The sequence below is a fragment of the Azospirillum doebereinerae genome, assembly GCF_003989665.1.
GTDB classification, from domain to species: domain Bacteria; phylum Pseudomonadota; class Alphaproteobacteria; order Azospirillales; family Azospirillaceae; genus Azospirillum; species Azospirillum doebereinerae.
Map to the genome: position 1 here is coordinate 218,183 of NZ_RZIJ01000001.1, position 16,877 is coordinate 235,059.

The 16,877-nt window shown below is 70.0% G+C and carries 12 protein-coding genes; 7 read left to right on the forward strand and 5 right to left on the reverse strand.

All coding sequences use genetic code 11. From position 1 onward, the window contains the following. Positions 1-48 precede the first annotated feature (48 nt). Positions 49-3,087 (forward strand): transglycosylase domain-containing protein, encoded by a 3,039-nt coding sequence (locus EJ913_RS01025; RefSeq protein ID WP_126993981.1) that lies wholly within the window; start codon positions 49-51, stop codon positions 3,085-3,087. Positions 3,088-3,184: 97 nt separating this feature from the next. After that, positions 3,185-4,027 (forward strand): dienelactone hydrolase family protein, encoded by an 843-nt coding sequence (locus tag EJ913_RS01030; protein ID WP_185909639.1) that lies wholly within the window; start codon positions 3,185-3,187, stop codon positions 4,025-4,027. A 7-nt stretch (positions 4,028-4,034) separates the two neighbouring features. Here the strand turns inward: EJ913_RS01030 and EJ913_RS01035 are convergent, their stop codons facing one another. Continuing rightward, positions 4,035-4,970: a GGDEF domain-containing response regulator gene (locus EJ913_RS01035; RefSeq protein ID WP_342353701.1), complete on the reverse strand. Its 936-nt coding sequence runs from the start codon at positions 4,968-4,970 to the stop codon at positions 4,035-4,037. Positions 4,971-5,107: 137 nt separating this feature from the next. Beyond that, positions 5,108-6,277 (reverse strand): cell division protein ZapE, encoded by a 1,170-nt coding sequence (zapE, locus tag EJ913_RS01040; protein WP_126993986.1) that lies wholly within the window; start codon positions 6,275-6,277, stop codon positions 5,108-5,110. Positions 6,278-6,562: 285 nt separating this feature from the next. Between zapE and EJ913_RS01045 the strand changes: the two genes are divergently transcribed. Beyond that, positions 6,563-8,677, forward strand: coding sequence for a sensor histidine kinase (locus EJ913_RS01045; protein ID WP_238519404.1), 2,115 nt, complete (start codon positions 6,563-6,565; stop codon positions 8,675-8,677). On the opposite strand, the gene pdxY is transcribed toward EJ913_RS01045, so the two are convergent. Beyond that, positions 8,669-9,529: a pyridoxal kinase PdxY gene (gene pdxY / locus EJ913_RS01050; RefSeq protein WP_126993990.1), complete on the reverse strand. Its 861-nt coding sequence runs from the start codon at positions 9,527-9,529 to the stop codon at positions 8,669-8,671. The genes EJ913_RS01045 and pdxY overlap by 9 nt on opposite strands. Before the next feature lie 175 nt (positions 9,530-9,704). Between pdxY and EJ913_RS01055 the strand changes: the two genes are divergently transcribed. Next, complete coding sequence (locus EJ913_RS01055; protein ID WP_126993992.1) at positions 9,705-10,589, forward strand: HpcH/HpaI aldolase/citrate lyase family protein; 885 nt, start codon at positions 9,705-9,707, stop codon at positions 10,587-10,589. Positions 10,590-10,696: 107 nt separating this feature from the next. Next, complete coding sequence (locus tag EJ913_RS01060) at positions 10,697-10,990, forward strand: con-10 family general stress protein (protein WP_126993994.1); 294 nt, start codon at positions 10,697-10,699, stop codon at positions 10,988-10,990. A 94-nt stretch (positions 10,991-11,084) separates the two neighbouring features. On the opposite strand, the gene leuB is transcribed toward EJ913_RS01060, so the two are convergent. Beyond that, positions 11,085-12,203, reverse strand: a complete 1,119-nt coding sequence (leuB, locus tag EJ913_RS01065; protein ID WP_126993996.1) for a 3-isopropylmalate dehydrogenase — start codon at positions 12,201-12,203, stop codon at positions 11,085-11,087. Positions 12,204-12,272: 69 nt separating this feature from the next. Beyond that, the gene (gene leuD, locus EJ913_RS01070) at positions 12,273-12,884 is read right to left on the reverse strand and encodes a 3-isopropylmalate dehydratase small subunit (RefSeq protein ID WP_126993998.1); all 612 of its coding nucleotides are present in this window, start codon (positions 12,882-12,884) and stop codon (positions 12,273-12,275) included. A 292-nt stretch (positions 12,885-13,176) separates the two neighbouring features. Between leuD and EJ913_RS01075 the strand changes: the two genes are divergently transcribed. Both EJ913_RS01075 and EJ913_RS01080 read left to right on the forward strand, forming a co-directional pair. Continuing rightward, positions 13,177-15,132 (forward strand): S9 family peptidase, encoded by a 1,956-nt coding sequence (locus tag EJ913_RS01075; RefSeq protein WP_126994000.1) that lies wholly within the window; start codon positions 13,177-13,179, stop codon positions 15,130-15,132. A gap of 73 nt (positions 15,133-15,205) precedes the next feature. After that, positions 15,206-16,831 (forward strand): hypothetical protein, encoded by a 1,626-nt coding sequence (locus tag EJ913_RS01080; protein ID WP_126994002.1) that lies wholly within the window; start codon positions 15,206-15,208, stop codon positions 16,829-16,831. Positions 16,832-16,877 lie beyond the last annotated feature (46 nt).

Genomic DNA, 16,877 nt, shown 5'->3' on the forward strand with positions numbered 1-16,877 from the left:
CGGAGCACTAGACGGCTCCGTCCGAACGGCAAGAGGTGCGGAAACGGCATGGCGCAGGCTGGCGCTAAGGTGTGGGCTAAGCGGACGGTGATCGGGGCGGCGCTGCTGGCGACCGCCGCCGGGGTCGGATTCGCCGCGCGGGAGGAGATGCGCACGTCGCGGCTCCAGGCCCGCCTGCTCTCGGCCTACGCCCAGAGCATGACCGTCACACTGAAGGAAGGTCCGAACCCGGCCGCCCGCTACCCCGCGCAGGGACCCTACAACGAGCGTTTCGGCTATTCCGCCCTGCCCGACCAGCTCAAGGCCCTGACCGGCGACCTCTACAGCGTCGAGGCGCAGGCGGTGCTGTCCCCGGCGCTCGACCGCTTCATGGCCGGGGGCGGCTTCCCGATCTACCGCGAGAAGACCCAGGCCGGGCTGACCCTGCTCGACCGCAACGGCCACACGATGTATTCCGCGCGCTACCCGGAGCGCGTCTTCGCCCGCTTCGAGGACGTGCCGCCGCTGGTGGCCGACACCTTGCTGTTCATCGAGAACCGCGAGTTGCTGAACGCCGACGAGCCCCGCCGCAACCCGGCGGTGGAATGGGAGCGCTTCCTCGGCGCCGTCGCCATGCTGCCGCTCCAGGTGATCCGGCCGGGTCAGCGCTCGCCCGGCGGCTCGACGCTGGCGACTCAGACCGAGAAGTACCGCCATTCCCCAGACGGCCAGACCACCGGCGGGCTGGAGAAGCTGCGCCAGATGGCGTCGGCCAGCATCCGCGCCTACCGCGACGGTGAGGACACGACCCAGGCCCGCCGCCGCATCCTGGTCGATTACCTGAACTCGACGCCGCTGACCGCGCGGGCCGGCTTCGGCGAGGTCAACGGGCTGGGCGACGGGCTGTGGGCGTGGTTCGGCACCGACCTCGCCATCGCCGAGCGGGTCCTCGGCGAACCGGCGACCGACGCGCGCGCCCTGAAGCTGAAGGCGCTGGCCTACAAGCAGGTCCTCGCCCTGCTGCTGGCCCAGCGGCGGCCCTCCCATTACCTGATCCAGGACCGCGCGGCGCTCGACCGGCTGGCCGACAGCCATCTGCGCGTGCTGGCGGCAGCCGGCGTCATCGACGAGCCGCTGCGCGACGCGGCGCTCGCCCTGCCGCTGAGCTTCGCCGAGGATCCACCCTCCGCCCCCGCGACCTCCTTCGTCGAGCAGAAGGCGACCAACGCCATCCGCGCCCGGCTGCTGTCGATGCTGACCGTGCCCAGCCTCTACCAGCTCGACCGGCTCGACCTGACCGCGCAATCGACGCTCGACGCGCCGGCGCAGCAGCGGGTGGTCGAGGTGCTGGGAAAGCTGAACGATCCCGCCTACGCCCAGTCGCTGGGGCTGACCGGCGAGCGGCTGCTCGACGCCCGCACCAGCGACCTGTCGAAGATCGTCTACTCCGTCACGCTCTACGAGCGCGGGCCGGAGGCCAACTACCTACGCGTCCAGGCCGACAACCTCGACCAGCCGCTCGACATCAACGAGGGGGCGAAGCTCGACCTCGGCTCCACCGCCAAGCTGCGCACGCTGGTCACCTATCTGGAGATCGTCGCCGAACTGCACGGGCGCTACGCCCATCTGCCCCGCGAATTCCTTGCCGACGTGGCCGAGGAGGCGTCGGACAACCTGACCCGCTGGTCGGCGGAGTGGCTGGCGGCGGCGCCGGACCGGGGCCTGCCGGCCATGCTGGGCGCGGCGATGGAGCGGCGCTACTCCGCCAACCCCGGCGAAACCTTCTTTACCGGCGGCGGGCAGCACGCCTTCGTGAACTTCAACAAGGATGACAACGGCCGGATCATGACGATCCAGGAGGCGTTGCGGAACAGCGTCAACCTGCCCTTCATCCGGCTGATGCGCGACGTCGTGCAGTTCTACATGGCCGATGGCGGCGACGACAGCCACGACATCCTGGACGACCCCGACCACCCGGCGCGGCAGGCCTACCTCGCCCGCTTCGCCGACAAGGAGGGGACGGACTTCCTCAACCGCTTCTACAACGACTACCGCAAGCGCACCCCCGACGAGGCGCTGGCCCGGCTCGCAAGCCGCTCGCGCCCGGTGCCGCACCGGCTGGCGGTGATCTTCCGCAACACCCGTCCCACCGCCGGGCTGGCCGAGTTCGCCGCCTTCCTGCGGGCGCAGCCGGCCGGCGCCAAGCTCGACGACCGCGAGATCGGAATCCTCTATTCGAAATACGGGCCGGACAAGTTCCCGCTGAACGACCTCGGCTACCTCGCCCGCGTCCACCCGCTGGAGCTGTGGCTGGTGGCGCATCTCCAGAAGCACCCCGACGCCAAGCGCGCCGAGGTTCTGGAGGCCAGCGCCCAGGTGCGCCAGGACAGCTACCGGTGGCTGTTCAAGAAGGGAAAGGCGGCGCAGAACACCCGCATCCGCATCGGGCTGGAGGAGGAGGCCTTCCAGCGCATCACCGAGCAGTGGCGCAGCGTCGGCTACCCGTTCGAGACGCTGGTCCCGTCGCTGGCGACCGCCATCGGCAGCTCGGCCGACCGCCCGGCGGCGCTGGCGGAGCTGGTCGGGCTGGTGCTGAACGACGGCGTGCGCCAGCCGACCGTGCGGGTGAAGGCGCTGCACTTCGCCGCCGACACCCCCTACGAGGCGAAGCTCGGGCTGGGGCCGCTGGAGGGCAAGCGGGTGCTGCGCCCGGAGGTCTGCGCCACGGTCCGCCGCGCCCTGATGGACGTGGCGCAGAACGGGACGGCCAAGCGCGTCTGGGGGGTGTTCAAGGACGCCAACGGCGCGCCGATCCCGATGGGCGGCAAGACCGGCACCGGCGACCACCGGCTGGACCGCTGGGGGCCGGGCGGCGTGCTGCTGGAATCGAAGGCGGTGAACCGCACCGCGACCTTTGCCTTCTACATCGGCGACCGTTTCTTTGGGACGATGACGGCCTTCGTGCACGGGCCGGAAGCCGACAACTACCGCTTCACCAGCGCCCTGCCCGCCCAGTTGCTGAAAAGCATCGCCCCGGCCCTGCAACCCCTGATCGATCAGGAGACCACGCGAACGGCCGACACCCGGCGGGTTCCGGCAGGGTTGTGAAACCCTTGCCAACATCGCATTTTGTTGCGGCGGCCTTCGTTCGGGCATCCTATGCTGACAGCCTGTGCAAGCGAGGATGCTTCGAAAGGAACAAGCCTTGCGTCTCCCGAAAGCCGTTCTGACCGCCTTTCTCCTCCTGGCGTCGCCGTCGCTTGGCCGGGCGGCTGAAACCACCGCCGTCACCATCGACAGCGCGGCCAATCTTGGATCGGCCGAGCGGCTGGCGCTGGCGGGAATCCTCAGCACGCCGGACGGGCCGGGGCCGTTTCCGGCCGTGGTCCTGCTCCACGGCTGCGGCGGGCTTCGTCCCAACACCGCGTTGTGGCAACGCTTTTTCACCGAGCGGGGCTTCGTCACACTGGCGGTGGACAGCTTCGGCTCCCGCCACGTCAAGGAAATCTGCAACACGAGCGGTCTGGTCACCTGGAAGATGCGCGCCGCCGACGCGTTCGGCGCGCTGGAGCATCTGGCCCGCCAGCCGACCATCCGGCGCGACTCGATCCTGGTCATGGGCTTCTCCCATGGCGGAGGGATCGCGCTGGACGTCACATCCTCGTTCCGGCTGGATAAACGAGCGGCCCAGGCGCCGCGCTTCCAAGCGGCCTTGGCCCTGTACCCGCCCTGCGGAGCCCGCGAACGCCGGGACAGCGCGCGGTCGGTCCCCACCTTCATCGCGGTGGGGGCCGACGACGACTGGACGCCGACGGACGATTGCCGGGCCTTGGCGGCCAACCGCCGGGCGACGCCGCCGGTCGACCTTCACGTCTACCCGGACACCGCGCATTCCTTCGACAATCTGGACCGGCCGCTGACCTATCTGCCGCGCGCGCTGAACCGGCACAGCGCCACCGGATTCGGCGCCACGGTCGGCGGCAACCCGGACGCCGCGCGGGCGGTTCAGGCCGACCTCGACCGCTTCCTGTCCGAACGGCTGCGCTGAGGTCCCGTCAGCCCGCCAAAGATTTCGGCAGGGCGATCTGCGGCTCCATCTCCACCCGGTTGCGGCCGCCGTGCTTGGCGCGGTAGAGCGCGGCGTCGGCGCGGGCCAGCAATTGTTCGATGTCGCGGTCGGCCGCCGCCATCCAGGCCAGACCGATGCTGACCGTCAGCCGCAGCTCGCCGCCGGCCTCCAGCGGCAGGGCGGTCTCGGCGATGCGTTCGCGAACCCGCTGGGCGGCGGTGAAGGCGTTGACCGGCGGGGTTTCCGGCATGACCACGGCGAACTCCTCACCGCCCAGCCGGCCGATCAGGTCGCAGCCGCGCAGCGCGCTCTTGCAGCAGCGAACCGTCATGCGGATGGCCTCGTCGCCGGTGGCGTGGCCGTGAGTGTCGTTGACCCGCTTGAAGTGGTCGATGTCCAGCATCACCACCGACAGCGGCCGCTCGTATCGTCGCGAGCGGGTGAACTCTTCAGCCCCCCTTTCCAGGAAGCGGCGGCGATTGAGCGCGCCGGTCAGCGCGTCGGTGGTCGCCAGCCGTTCGAGGTCACGCTGCATGGCGACGACGCGCGACGCGGCCAGCAGGCGGGCCGCCGTCCATTTCCAGTCCAGCGGCTTGCGCAGGAACTCGTCGGCCCCGGCCTCCACCAGCTCGTGGAACTGCTCGGTCATGCTGCCGGGGATCATCAGGATCAGGTAGAGGTGGCGCAACCCCTGGGCGGTGCGCAGATGCCAGCACAGTTCCAGGCCGGTCATGTCCTTGAGCTTGATGTCGGCCATGACCACGTCGAACCGCTCGCGCGCCACGGCCTCCATGGCCTCGGCACCGTTGACCGCCAGACTCGTGCTGTAGCCGAGCTTGTTCAGCTCGTACACCATCATGTTCTGATGATGCGGTGAATCGTCAACGATCAGAATACGCAAAGCCGACGCTCCCAGCGGCAACGCCCTCGTTTATGGAGCATGATGCGGGGGTGTGCAAATGTCCTGAACGCGCGGGCCACCACCTATGACCGAAGACACAGCGCACCGCGCGCGGCGGCTGACACCTCGCCGCAGCCTATCACCCTTACATTGCAGCTTCATGGCAGGTGAGGGCTTTTCAGATAGTCCTCGCTCTGCATTTCCATCAAGCGGCTGACCGTGCGTTCGAACTCGAAAGCGTGAGTCCCCTCCGGGTAGAGCCGTTCCGGCGGACCGGCGGCGGCGACCACGATGTTGACCTTGTGCTCGTACAGCGCGTCGATCAGCGTCATGAAGCGCTTGGCCTCGTTGCGCAGATCGTCCTTCATCGTCGGCACATCGTCGATCAGCACGGTCTGGAAATGCGTGGCGATCGCCAGGTAATCGGCGGCGCCGAAGGGCTTGCCGCAGAGATCCCAGAAATCGACCCAGGCGACGCCCTTGGCCGCGCGCTCGATCTCGACCCGGCGGCCCTGCACCAGCAGATGCGTCGCCTCCCCGGCCGCCCCGCCGGTCAGCGCCGCGAAGGCCTCCTTCATCGCCGCGTCCGACGCCGGCCCCAGCGGGTGGTGGTAGATCGGCATGCCCCTCATCCGGTCCAGCCGGTAGTCGGTGGGGCCGTCCAGCGACAGGACGTCCAGCTTCTCCTTGAGCAGCGCGATGAAGGGCAGGAACAGGTCGCGCTGCAGGCCGTCCTTGTAGAGCATGTCCGGCGGCCAGTTCGACGTCGCCACCACCACCACGCCCAGGTCGAACAGGTGGGTGAACAGCCGGCCCAGGATCATCGCGTCCACGACGTTGGTGACGTGGAACTCGTCGAAGCAGAGCAGCCACGCCTCCCCGGCCAGCGCGCGGGCCAGTTCGGGCAGGCTGTCGTCGGCGCCGCCGGCCTTGACCTTGCCCGACTGGCGGTGATCGTGGATGCGCTGGTGGACCTCCAGCATGAACTCGTGGAAATGGACGCGGCGCTTGTGCTCCACGGGAGCGGTCTCGAAGAACAGATCCATCAGCATGGATTTGCCCCGCCCCACCCCGCCGTAGAGGTAGAGCCCCTGCGGCGCGGTCGACGCCACGTCGGGCGGCGGCGATGCCCGCAAGCGCCCCAGCCCGAAGCGGTCGAGCCAGCCGCCCGCCGACGCCTTCGCCTCCCCCGCCGGCTGCGGGCGGTAGCCCTTCAAAGCCTGGTAGAGGCTCTGGAACTTCTCGGCGGCCAGCGCCTGGTCCGGATCGGGGCGGATCGTGCCCTGGCCACGGCGGGCACGGTAGAGCGAAAGCGGTCCTTCGGTCATGAGAGTCGCGCGGCCTTCGGCTGGGAACACCCCCTTACCTAGCGGATGGCGGCACGCGGGGCAACGCCGGGCGTCTCGGGACGGGCCGGACGGCTGCTATGCCCCTCAATCGATAAGGTTAAGCTTTCCCTGCGCGCGCCGCTCCTTTATTGAAGGTTTCCGTTCGTACGCCCTGCATGCCGACTTGGGGGAACCTCGACGCCGATGGACGCCTCCGGTCCGACCGACGCACCGCTTCGCGCGCCTGCCCCGCCATCAGGGCCGCCATCGGAAACGACGGGCGGCATGCTGGGGTCGGTGCGCTACCTGATGATGGCATCGGGGCTGGCCTTCGTCCTCGTCGTCAACGGGCTGATCGGCTACGGCATCGTCCAGCGCCGCCACGAGGCGCTCGACGCCGGGGAACGCGCCACCCGCGACCTCGCCCGCATGCTGGAGGCGCAGGCGCTGCGCACCGTCTTCGCGGTCGACCAGCTCCTGGCGGATCTGGCCTTCGCGCTGAACACCCACGCGGAAGGACGGCTGCCCGACAGCCCCGCCATCCACGAGCATCTGGTCCAGCGCCGCAACGCCTTCCCGCAGGTCGCTGGGCTGGTGGTGGTCGGCCGTGACGGCGAGGTGCTGCACCACACCGCCGACACGCCGGTCCCTCCCTTCCGCTTGACCGATCGCGGTTTCTTCACGGCGCCGCGCGACGAGCGGGCCGGGTTGGAAGGCCGCCTCCACATCGGGGGCATCACGACGAGCCGGGTCGTGCAGGGCACCCAGGTGATTCCGTTCAGCCGGCGCTGGTCCGTGCCGGCGGAGACCGGCGGCGAGGCGTTCGGCGGCGCCGTCGTCGCCATGGTCGATCCGTCCCGGCTGGCCACCACGCTGGAATCGATGCGCATCGACCAGGAGGGCAGCGTCGTCCTGGCGCTGGCCGACGGCCCCGTGCTGCTGGAGCGCCCCCGACCGACCCATCGCGATCCTCTGCTCACGCTGTCGCAATGGCCGGCGGTGGCGCGGGCGCTGGAGGGGCACAGCGAGGCCACCATCCGCGACGCCGCCCCCGATGGTCCGGAAAACCTGATCAGCGTGCGGCGGGTCCAGGGCTACCCGCTGGTCGTGGCGGCCTCCCTGCCCTCCGCCGACGCGCTGGCCGATTGGCGGCGGGACACAGCGGCGTGGACCGCCATCGGCGCCGCGATGACGCTGGCCATCACCCTGCTGACCGCCTTCGTCGTCCGCCAGCACGTGCGGCGCGAGCAGGACCAGGCCCGGCTGGCGGCCGCGTCGCGCCGCATCCGGGGCATCCTCGATTCGATGCTGGACGCGGTGGTGACCTTCGACGATTCCGGCCGCATCGCCACCTTCAACCGCGCGGCCGAGAGCATGTTCGGCGTGGCGGAGACCGCCATGGTCGGCCAGCCGATCGACGCGCTGATCCCCGAGGGCGGCGGCCACGCCGACGACCGCGACCTGATGGCCCGTCGCCACGACGGCCACGCCTTCCCGGTCGGCTTCACGGTCAGCGAGTTGCGGCTGGGCCGGCGGTCGGACGCGAAGGCGGAGGCACCAGCGGACGCCCAGCGCGTCTTCGTCGGCGTGATCCGCGACATGACCCGCCGCAAGCAACAGGAGGCCGAGCTGGTGGCCTCCAAGACCCAGGCCGAACTCGCCAACCGCGCCAAGAGCGAGTTCCTGGCGAACATGAGCCACGAGCTGCGCACCCCGCTGAACGCCATCATCGGCTTCGCGGAAATCCTGACCAGCGAGTTCTTCGGCGCGCTGGACGACCGGCAGATGGCCTGCGCGCGGGACATCCACGACAGCGGCGAGCATCTGCTGGAGATCGTCAACGCCGTGCTCGACATGTCGAAGGTCGACGCCGGCCAGTACGAACTGCACGAGGAGGCGGTGGAACTGCACGAGGCGCTGGGCCAATGCCTGATCATGCTGCGCGACCGCGCCGCCAGCGGCGGGGTGGAGGTGCGCGACGGCACGGCCGGCATCGCCGCGACGCTGTGGGTGGACCGCCGGGCCTTCAAGCAGGTGATTCTGAACCTGCTGTCCAACGCGGTGAAGTTCACGCCGCGCGGCGGCAGCGTCACCATCACGGCCGAGTCCGACGCGGCAGGCGGCTTCCGGCTGACGGTGGCCGACACTGGCATCGGCATCCCGGCGGAGTTCATGGGCGAGCTGTTCCAGCCCTTCCGCCAGGCGGAGAATTCGGCCAGCCGGCGCTACGAGGGGACCGGGCTCGGCCTGTCGATCTCCAAGAACTTCATGGATTTGCACGGCGGGACGCTGAGCTGCCGCAGCGTGCTCGGCGCCGGCACGGCCATGACCCTGCACCTTCCCGCCGCCCGCGTGCTGAACGGAGGCGGGCCGGTGGCGGGGAATGCCCCCTCAGCGTAGGCGGGTCGCCGCGAAGCGCCGGGGCGGGTTGACGAAGTCGTCCTGCGCGGCGATCAGCTGAAGCTCGCGCGTGCCCATCCGGCCGGTGGTCTCGAAGATGGCGTAAATGGCGGCGGACGCCTGCTCCAGCGCGGCGGCGGGGTCGAAGTTCTTCAGGTAATGGGCCAGGAACAGCGCCGCCACCGCGTCGCCCGACCCGTTGGGCGCCGGGTCCAGCGCCAGACGCGGCGTCGCCACCAGCCACGCCCCGTCGGCGGTGTCCACCAGCATCTCGATGCTGTCGGCGGGCGCCTCGTCCCGGGTCAGGCTGGTGACCAGCACCAAGCCCGGACCGCGCGCGCGCAGCGACGCCGTGGCCGACAGCGCGTCATCCAGCGTGGCGACCTTGCGGTCGGTCAGGTATTCCAGCTCGAATTGGTTGGGGGTCATCAGGTCGGCGGCTGGGACCGCGTGGTCCCTGATGAACTCCGGCAGGCCGGGCCGCACGAAGAAGCCGCGCCCGACGTCGCCCATCACCGGATCGCAGCAGTAGATCGCCTTGGGGTTGGCCGCCTTGACCCGCGCCGCCGCCTGGACGATCACCCCGCCCAGCCCGACGTCGCCCATGTAGCCGGACAGCACCGCGTCGCAGCGCGGCAGCGCGTCGCGCGCGGCGATGCCGTCGATGATGTCGGCGATGTGCTCGGCCGTGAAGACCTGCCCGGTCCAGGCGCCGTAGCCGGTGTGGTTGGAGAACTGGACGGTGTTCACGGCGACGGCGTCGATCCCCAGCCGTTGCAGCGGAAACACCGCGGCCCGGTTGCCGACATAGCCGTAAGCGACGTGCGATTGGATGGTCAGGACGGTCTTCATGAGCGAAAGCCTATGCGACCCGTGGCGGGCGGTAAACCCATCGACTCCTGCGGGTGACGGCTGGAAAGGCGCATGGCAGCCATGCCGGCCGCGCGCGGCGTGCCCTGCCGCATGGACTTCGCCGGAGGCCGGCGGTAATGCTGCCCGGACCGTTTGTTCCATCCGGGGATCTTCCATGGCCATGACCGTCCGCCCGCGCCGCAGCGTCCTCTACATGCCGGGGTCGAACGCCCGCGCGCTGGAGAAGGGGCGCAGCCTGCCCGCCGACGGGCTGATCCTCGACCTGGAGGACGCCGTCGCCCCGGACGCCAAGGCCCCGGCGCGCGACACCATCCGCGAGGCCATCGCGGCCGGCGGCTACGGCGGGCGTGAACTGATCGTCCGCACCAACGGGCTGAGCTCCCCCTGGGGCTACGACGACCTGCGCATGGCCGCCACCAGCGGCGCCGACGCCGTGCTGCTACCCAAGGTGGAGAGCCCCGACGGCGTCCGCCAGGCCGAGGCGGTGCTGCGCGCCGCCGGGGCGCCGGAGACGCTGCGGATCTGGTGCATGATGGAGACCCCGCTCGGCGTCCTGAACGCCAGGGAGATCGCCGGGGCCTCGCCCGCGCTGGGCGGGCTGGTGCTGGGCACCTCGGACCTTGCCAAGGACCTGCACGCCGCCCACACGCGCGACCGGCTGCCGATGATCACCAGCTTGGGGCTGTGCCTGCTGGCCGCGCGGGTCTACGGATTGGCGGTGCTCGACGGGGTGCATCTGGACCTCAACGACGACGAGGGCTTCGCCTTCTCCTGCCGCCAGGGCCGCGAGTTGGGCTTCGACGGCAAGACGCTGATCCATCCCAAGACCATCGCCGCCTGCAACGACGCCTTCGCGCCAAGCGCCGACGAGATCGCCCAGGCGCGCCGCATCATCGAGGCCCATGGAGAGGCGGCGGCGCAGGGCAAGGGCGTCGTGCTGGTGGACGGCAAGCTGGTGGAGAACCTGCACGTCGAGAACGCCCGCCGGCTGGTCGCGCTCGGCGAGGCCATCGCGGCGCTGGACTCCGCCGGCCGGTAGCGCCCCCCGCCGCTTTTTCCCGCCGCGACTCCGAGATTCTGCGCCCGCCCCGGAACCAACCTCCGCCCCGCCCGGTTGTCGAAAAAAGGCAAAGGTGGAGGTTGAAGATGGCCTCGAAAGAGAGCAGCCGTAGCACGTCAGGGCGCGGGTTCGCGTCGATGGACCCCGACCGGCAACGACAGATCGCCAGCAAGGGCGGTGAAAGCGTTCCGGCCGACAAGCGCAGCTTTTCCAAGAATCCGGAACTCGCCGCCGAGGCTGGGCGCAAGGGCGGGCGCAGCGTGCCCGCATCCTCGCGCAGCTTCTCCCGCAACCCCTCGCTGGCGGCGGAAGCCGGGCGCAAGGGGGGGCAGGCGAGCCACGGCGGTCGTCCGGCCGACCGGCCGGACGGCGCCGACTGATCCGGGACAGAAACGCACGGCCCAAACGAAAAACCCCCGCCCTCGTTCGAGGGCGGGGGTTTTCTTCAGTCCCGCGTTCCGATGGCCGTGCCGGTCAGACAGCGGCGGCCTTGTCCAACTCGCGCAGGATCGAATCGCCCATCACCGTCGTGGAGCAGCGGGCCATGCCCGGCGCCATGATGTCGGCGGTGCGCATGCCGCCGCCGAGCACGTTCTGGATGGCCTTTTCGATCAACCCCGCCTCGGTGTCCATGCCGAAGGAGTAGCGCAGGCACATCGCGAAGGACAGCAGCGTCGCGCAGGGGTTGGCGAGGTCGCGGCCGGCGATGTCCGGGGCGGAGCCGTGCACCGGCTCATACAGCGCCTTGCGGTTGCCGTTGGCGTCCGGCGCGCCCAGCGAGGCCGAGGGCAGCATGCCGAGCGACCCGGTCATCATCGCCGCCTCGTCCGACAGGATGTCGCCGAACAGGTTGTCGGTGACGATCACGTCGAACTGCTTGGGGTTCTTGAGCAGCTGCATGGCGCCGTTGTCGGCGTACATGTGGTGCAGCTCGACGTCCGAGAACTCCTCCTCGTGCAGCTTGGTCACTTCCTGGCGCCACAGCAGGCCGGATTCCATGACGTTCGCCTTCTCCATCGAGTGGAGCTTGTTGCCGCGCTTGCGCGCCAGCTCGAACGCCACGCGGGCGACGCGGCGGATTTCCGAGGTCGTGTAGACCTGGGTGTTCACGCCGCGGCGCTCGCCGTTGCCGATGTCGGTGATGCCGCGCGGCTCACCGAAATAGACGCCGCCGGTCAGCTCGCGCACGATCAGGATGTCGAGGCCGCGGATGACGTCGGCCTTGAGGGTCGAGGCGTCGACCAGCGCGTCGAACACCACCGCCGGGCGCAGGTTGGCGAACAGGCCGAGTTCCTTGCGCAGCGCCAGCAGGCCGGCTTCCGGGCGCTTGGTGTAGTCGGTCGGGTTGTCCCATTTCGGGCCGCCCACGGCGCCCAGCAGCACGGCGTCCGCCGCCATCGCCTCGGCCAGGGTGGCGTCGTTCAGGGGCACGCCGTAGGCGTCGATGGCCGCGCCGCCGACCAAGCCTTCCGATACGTCGAAGGTCATGCCGCGCTTGCGGTCCATCCAGTCGATGACCCGGCGCACCTGGCGCATGACCTCCGGACCGATGCCGTCACCGGGAAGGAACAGAAGCTTCTTGTTGGCGGGCATGGCGCACGCACTCCCAAATACAGACGTCGTGAAACAGGCGAAAACGGAACCGGAGCGGACGACCGGCGGTCAGGCGGCCAGCCAGGGCTGCTCGACGCCGCGCTTGGCCTCGAACGCGTCGATGGTGCCGACCTTCTGGAGGGTCAGGCCGATGTCGTCGAGGCCGTTGAGCAGGCAGTGCTTGCGGAACGGATCCAGCTCGAAGGTGATCGAGCCGCCGTCCGGGCCGGTGATCGTCTGGTTTTCCAGATCGACCGTGACCACGGCGTTGGACCCGCGCGACGCGTCGTCGAGCAGCAGGTCCACCTGCTCCTTGGGCAGCTTGATCGGCAGGATGCCGTTCTTGAAGCAGTTGTTGTAGAAGATGTCGGCGAAGCTGGGCGCGATGATGCAGCGGATGCCGAAATCGGCCAGCGCCCACGGCGCGTGCTCCCGCGAGGAGCCGCAGCCGAAATTCTCGCCCGCCACGAGGATCTTGGCGCCGCGGTAGGCCGGCTTGTTGAGGACGAAGTCGGGGATCTCCCCACCGTCGGTGGTGTAGCGCATCTCGTCGAACAGATGCTTGCCCAGACCGGTCCGCTTGATGGTCTTCAGGAACTGCTTGGGGATGATCATATCGGTGTCGATGTTGATCATCGGCAGCGGCGCCGCGACGCCGGAGAGAACCGTAAACTTTTCCATCGCCAGAAATCCTGTCGCGCAAAGAGGCGCAAGGGTTGCGCATGAGGAGTGTCGGTGAATAGCAGACCGGCCCAGCCTTTGCCAGAGGAAGCTTGCCTTTCCCACCACGCGGAACGAGAGAAACGGCATGCGCGGGCACAGCACGACGCAGGATTGTTGCGCGGCAAGCTTTCCCGATCAGCGGTGGAACCCCTATCCGACGCCCCCTTGCCCGCATGCGTCATCGCCGCGCATGGCGGGACACCGCTCGGTTGTTCATCCTCGCGAGTCCTCTCCCGAGCGGAGTTCCCGCATGGCCGCCGAGCATCCCCTTATCCCCCGCGCCACCCTGTTCGGGGTCCCGGAACGCGCGACCGTCCGCCTGTCCCCGGACGGCCGCTGGCTGGCGTGGCACGGCCCCCACCAAGGCGCCTGCAACGTCTGGATCGCCCCGGCGGACGAGCCGGAGGCGGCGCGGCCGCTCACCACCCTGACCGGGCGGGGCGCGTCGGGCTGGCTGCTGCATTGGGCGGGCAACAGCCGGACCATCCTCTACCTCGCCGACCGGAACGGCGACGAGAACTGGGTGGTGGTCGCGGTGGACCGGGAGACCGGCGCGGAGCGCGCCCTGTCGCCGCCGGGCGCCAGCGGGCTGATCGAGATGTCCCTGGAGACCTGCAACCCCCGGCACCCCGACGCGGCCATCGTCGCGCACAACGCCCGCGACCCGCGCTGGTACGACAATCACCTGGTCGACGTGCGGACCGGGGAAAGCCGGGAGCTGGTGCGGAACGAGTTCGGGTTCTCCAACGTCTGGTACGACCTGGACCTGCGCCCCCGCGTCGCCGCCCGCATGCTCGGCGACGGCACGATGGAACTGCTGCGCCGCGACGGGGCCGGGGATGGGGACGGCGGCTGGACGCCCTTCGCCCGCGTCGAGCACGAGGATACCGAGGGCTTCGCCCTCTTCGCCGGAACGCGGGACAAGACGCTCGTCCACGTCCTCGATTCGACCGGCCGCGACACGCGGGCGCTCCAGAGCCTCGATCTGCGGACCGGCGCCCGCACCCTGCTGTTCGCCCATGAGACCGCCGACGTCATCGACCTGTGGCCCGATGCGGACGGCGGCCCGCCGCTGGCCGTCATCGCCGAACCCGACCGGCGCGCGTGGACCTTCTTCGATGCGGAACTCGGCGCCGACCACGCGTGGCTGGCCGAACGGATCGGCGGCGAACCCTGGATCGCCGGGCACAGCACCGACCTCTCCCGCATGGCGGTCTTCGCCGACCGCGACGACGGGCGCGGGCATTACTGGCTGTTCGACCGGCCGTCCCGCCGGCTCCGCCAGCTGTTCCCGCAACGCGAGGCGTTGCAGGCCCACAGCCTGCCGCCGATGCGGATCGAGCGGATGACAGCGCGCGACGGCTTGCCCCTGGTCAACGGCCTGATCCTGCCGTCGGGCGTGGCGGAACGCGCAGCGGGGCGCCCCGCCGAACCGCTTCCCATGGTGCTGCACGTCCATGGCGGCCCCTGGGGGCGGCAGTCCTGGGGGTTTCACCCCATCCTCCAATGGCTGGCCGACCGGGGCTACGCCGTGCTCAGCGTCAATTTCCGGGGCTCCACCGGCTTCGGCAAGGCCTTTCTCAACGCCGCCGACGGCGAATGGGGCGCGGCGATGCACGACGACCTGATCGACGCCGTGGACTGGGCCGTCGCCGAGGGCATCGCCGACCCGGCGCGGGTCGCCATCTTCGGCGCCAGCTACGGCGGCTACGCGGCGCTGGCCGGGCTGACCTTCACCCCGGAGGTCTTCGCCTGCGCGGTCGATCTGGTCGGCCCGGCCAACCTGATCACCTTGCTGGAAACCGCTCCTCCCAACTGGATGTCCTGGCGCCCCGTGCTGCTGCGGCGGGTCGGCGGCGATCCGGCGACGGAGGACGGGCGTGCGTTCCTGTGGGCGCGTTCGCCGCTGTCGCGGGTGGACGCGATCCGCCGGCCGCTGCTGATCGCGCAGGGCGCCAACGACGTCCGGGTCAATCGCGACGAGTCCGACCGGATCTTCGCGGCCATGCGGGAGCGCGGCCTGCCGGCGACCTACCTGCTGTTCCCGGACGAGGGGCATTGGCTGGCCCGGCCGGAGAACCGGCTGGCCTTCCACGCCGTCGCCGAGGCCTTCCTCGCCCGCCATCTCGGCGGCCGGGCGGAGCCGGTCGGCGACGCTTTCGCCGGATCGAGCATCGTCGTTCAACCGGGCAGCGCCCCCTTGTGAAGGCCCGCCACGCTTGATGCGGCGGGCGAGCTCCCCTACCAAGGGGGCTCCCGCCGCATCCATGGTCCGCGTCATGCCGCCCTTCCCCACCGGCCTCCAGGCCGACCGCACCGCCCGCCGCCTGGGCTGGGCCTTCCTGCTGCTGGCCCCGTTCGCCTACGGCGCGCTGACGCTGGGATTCGGCATGGACGCCAACTGGGACCTGCGAAACTACCACTGGTACAACGGCTACGCGCTGCTGACCGGGCGGATCGGCTTCGACCTGCTGCCGGCGCAGATGCCGACCTTCTACAACCCGCTGCTCGACGTGCCGTTCTTCCTGCTGGCCGACCGGCTGCCGGCGCGGGTGGCGGGCTTTGTCTGGGGATCGCTCCAGGGCGTCAACCTGTCGCTGCTGTTCCTGCTGGCCTCGTCCTGCCTTCAGAACGCTCCGGCCTTGCAACGGACCCTGATGGCCGTGGCGCTGGCGGCGATGGGGAGCTTGGGTGGCGGGACGCTGGGGCTGATCGGCACGACCTTCCACGACAACCTCGTCAGCCTGGGCGTGCTGGGAGCCCTGGTCGTCGTGGCGCGCGGGCTGCCGGGGATCCTCGACGGGCGGCCCCTGCCCGCCTTCGGCCGGGTCGCGGCGGCCGGGTTGCTGGCCGGGGCGGCGATGGGGATGAAAAACCCGACGGTGATCTACGCGGTCGGCCTCTGCCTTGCCTTCCTGGCGCTGCCGGCGCGGCCATGGCGGCGGCTGTGGCTGGCCTTCTTCTTCGGGATCGGCGTGCTGGGCGGGCTGGCGCTGTGCGGCGGCTTCTGGATGGCCCATCTGTGGGTCGAGTACGGGAATCCGATCTTCCCCCACATGAACCACGTCTTCAAATCGCCCTTCGCCGCGATCTCCGACTATGTGAACGTCAGCTTCTTTCCGCCGTCCAAAGTGGCACGGGTGTTCTTCCCCTTCGTCTTCACCTTCATCCCCCTGACCGTGGGCGAGGTGGATTTCTTCGACGCGCGGGTGCTGGCGCTGTTCGTTCTGGTTCCGGTCGGAGCCTTGGCCGCCCTCGCCACGCGGTCGTCACGCCCGCGCAACGACTGGCTGACCGAGGCCCCGGCGACGCGCTACCTGCTGGTCGCGCTGTCGGTCACCTACGCGCTGTGGGTGGCGATGTTCTGCATCTACCGCTACCTCGTGCCGGTGGAGATGCTGGCCCCGCTGGCGCTGGTCATGGCGGTCGGGCTGCTGCCGCTGGCCCGGCGGCTGCGCATCGGCCTCGCCGCCGGGCTGCTGGTGCTGCTGCAACTGACCGCCCAGCCGGCCGATTGGGGCCGCGTCTCCTGGGCCGACCGCTGGGTGACCGCCGAGGTGCCGCCCATCGCCGATCCCGACAACACCATGGTGCTGATGGCCGGTTACTGGGCGATCGCCCACGTCGTGCCGTCCCTGCCGCCACGCATGCCGGTGGTGCGCATCCAGTCGAATTTCCTGCAGCCGGATTCGGTCGGGAACGGCTATCTCGCCATCCTGAAGGACAAGGTGGCGGCCCATCGCGGCGGCTTCCTGATGCTCAGCACCATTCCCGACACCGCCGGGGCCGCGACGGCGGCGGCGCTGCTGGACTTGCGGCTGGACACGACCTCCTGCCGGCCGATTCCCAACAATCTGGGGGAAACCCTGAACCTCTGCGCGGTCGAACGCACGGCGATGGAATAAACGCGGGCTTTGTGCTGTTTATCCCGGCATCGACACCGCGCAAAGC

Excerpts from the sequence above, each read along its gene's own strand:
- EJ913_RS01025 (WP_126993981.1), top strand. The coding sequence starts at position 49 with ATGGCGCAGGCTGGCGCTAAGGTGTGGGCTAAGCGGACGGTGATCGGG.
- zapE (WP_126993986.1), bottom strand. The coding sequence starts at position 6,277 with ATGACCGAAGGACCGCTTTCGCTCTACCGTGCCCGCCGTGGCCAGGGC.
- EJ913_RS01045 (WP_238519404.1), top strand. The coding sequence starts at position 6,563 with ATGCTGGGGTCGGTGCGCTACCTGATGATGGCATCGGGGCTGGCCTTC.
- pdxY (WP_126993990.1), bottom strand. The coding sequence starts at position 9,529 with ATGAAGACCGTCCTGACCATCCAATCGCACGTCGCTTACGGCTATGTC.
- EJ913_RS01055 (WP_126993992.1), top strand. The coding sequence starts at position 9,705 with ATGGCCATGACCGTCCGCCCGCGCCGCAGCGTCCTCTACATGCCGGGG.
- EJ913_RS01060 (WP_126993994.1), top strand. The coding sequence starts at position 10,697 with ATGGCCTCGAAAGAGAGCAGCCGTAGCACGTCAGGGCGCGGGTTCGCG.
- leuB (WP_126993996.1), bottom strand. The coding sequence starts at position 12,203 with ATGCCCGCCAACAAGAAGCTTCTGTTCCTTCCCGGTGACGGCATCGGT.
- leuD (WP_126993998.1), bottom strand. The coding sequence starts at position 12,884 with ATGGAAAAGTTTACGGTTCTCTCCGGCGTCGCGGCGCCGCTGCCGATG.
- EJ913_RS01075 (WP_126994000.1), top strand. The coding sequence starts at position 13,177 with ATGGCCGCCGAGCATCCCCTTATCCCCCGCGCCACCCTGTTCGGGGTC.
- EJ913_RS01080 (WP_126994002.1), top strand. The coding sequence starts at position 15,206 with ATGCCGCCCTTCCCCACCGGCCTCCAGGCCGACCGCACCGCCCGCCGC.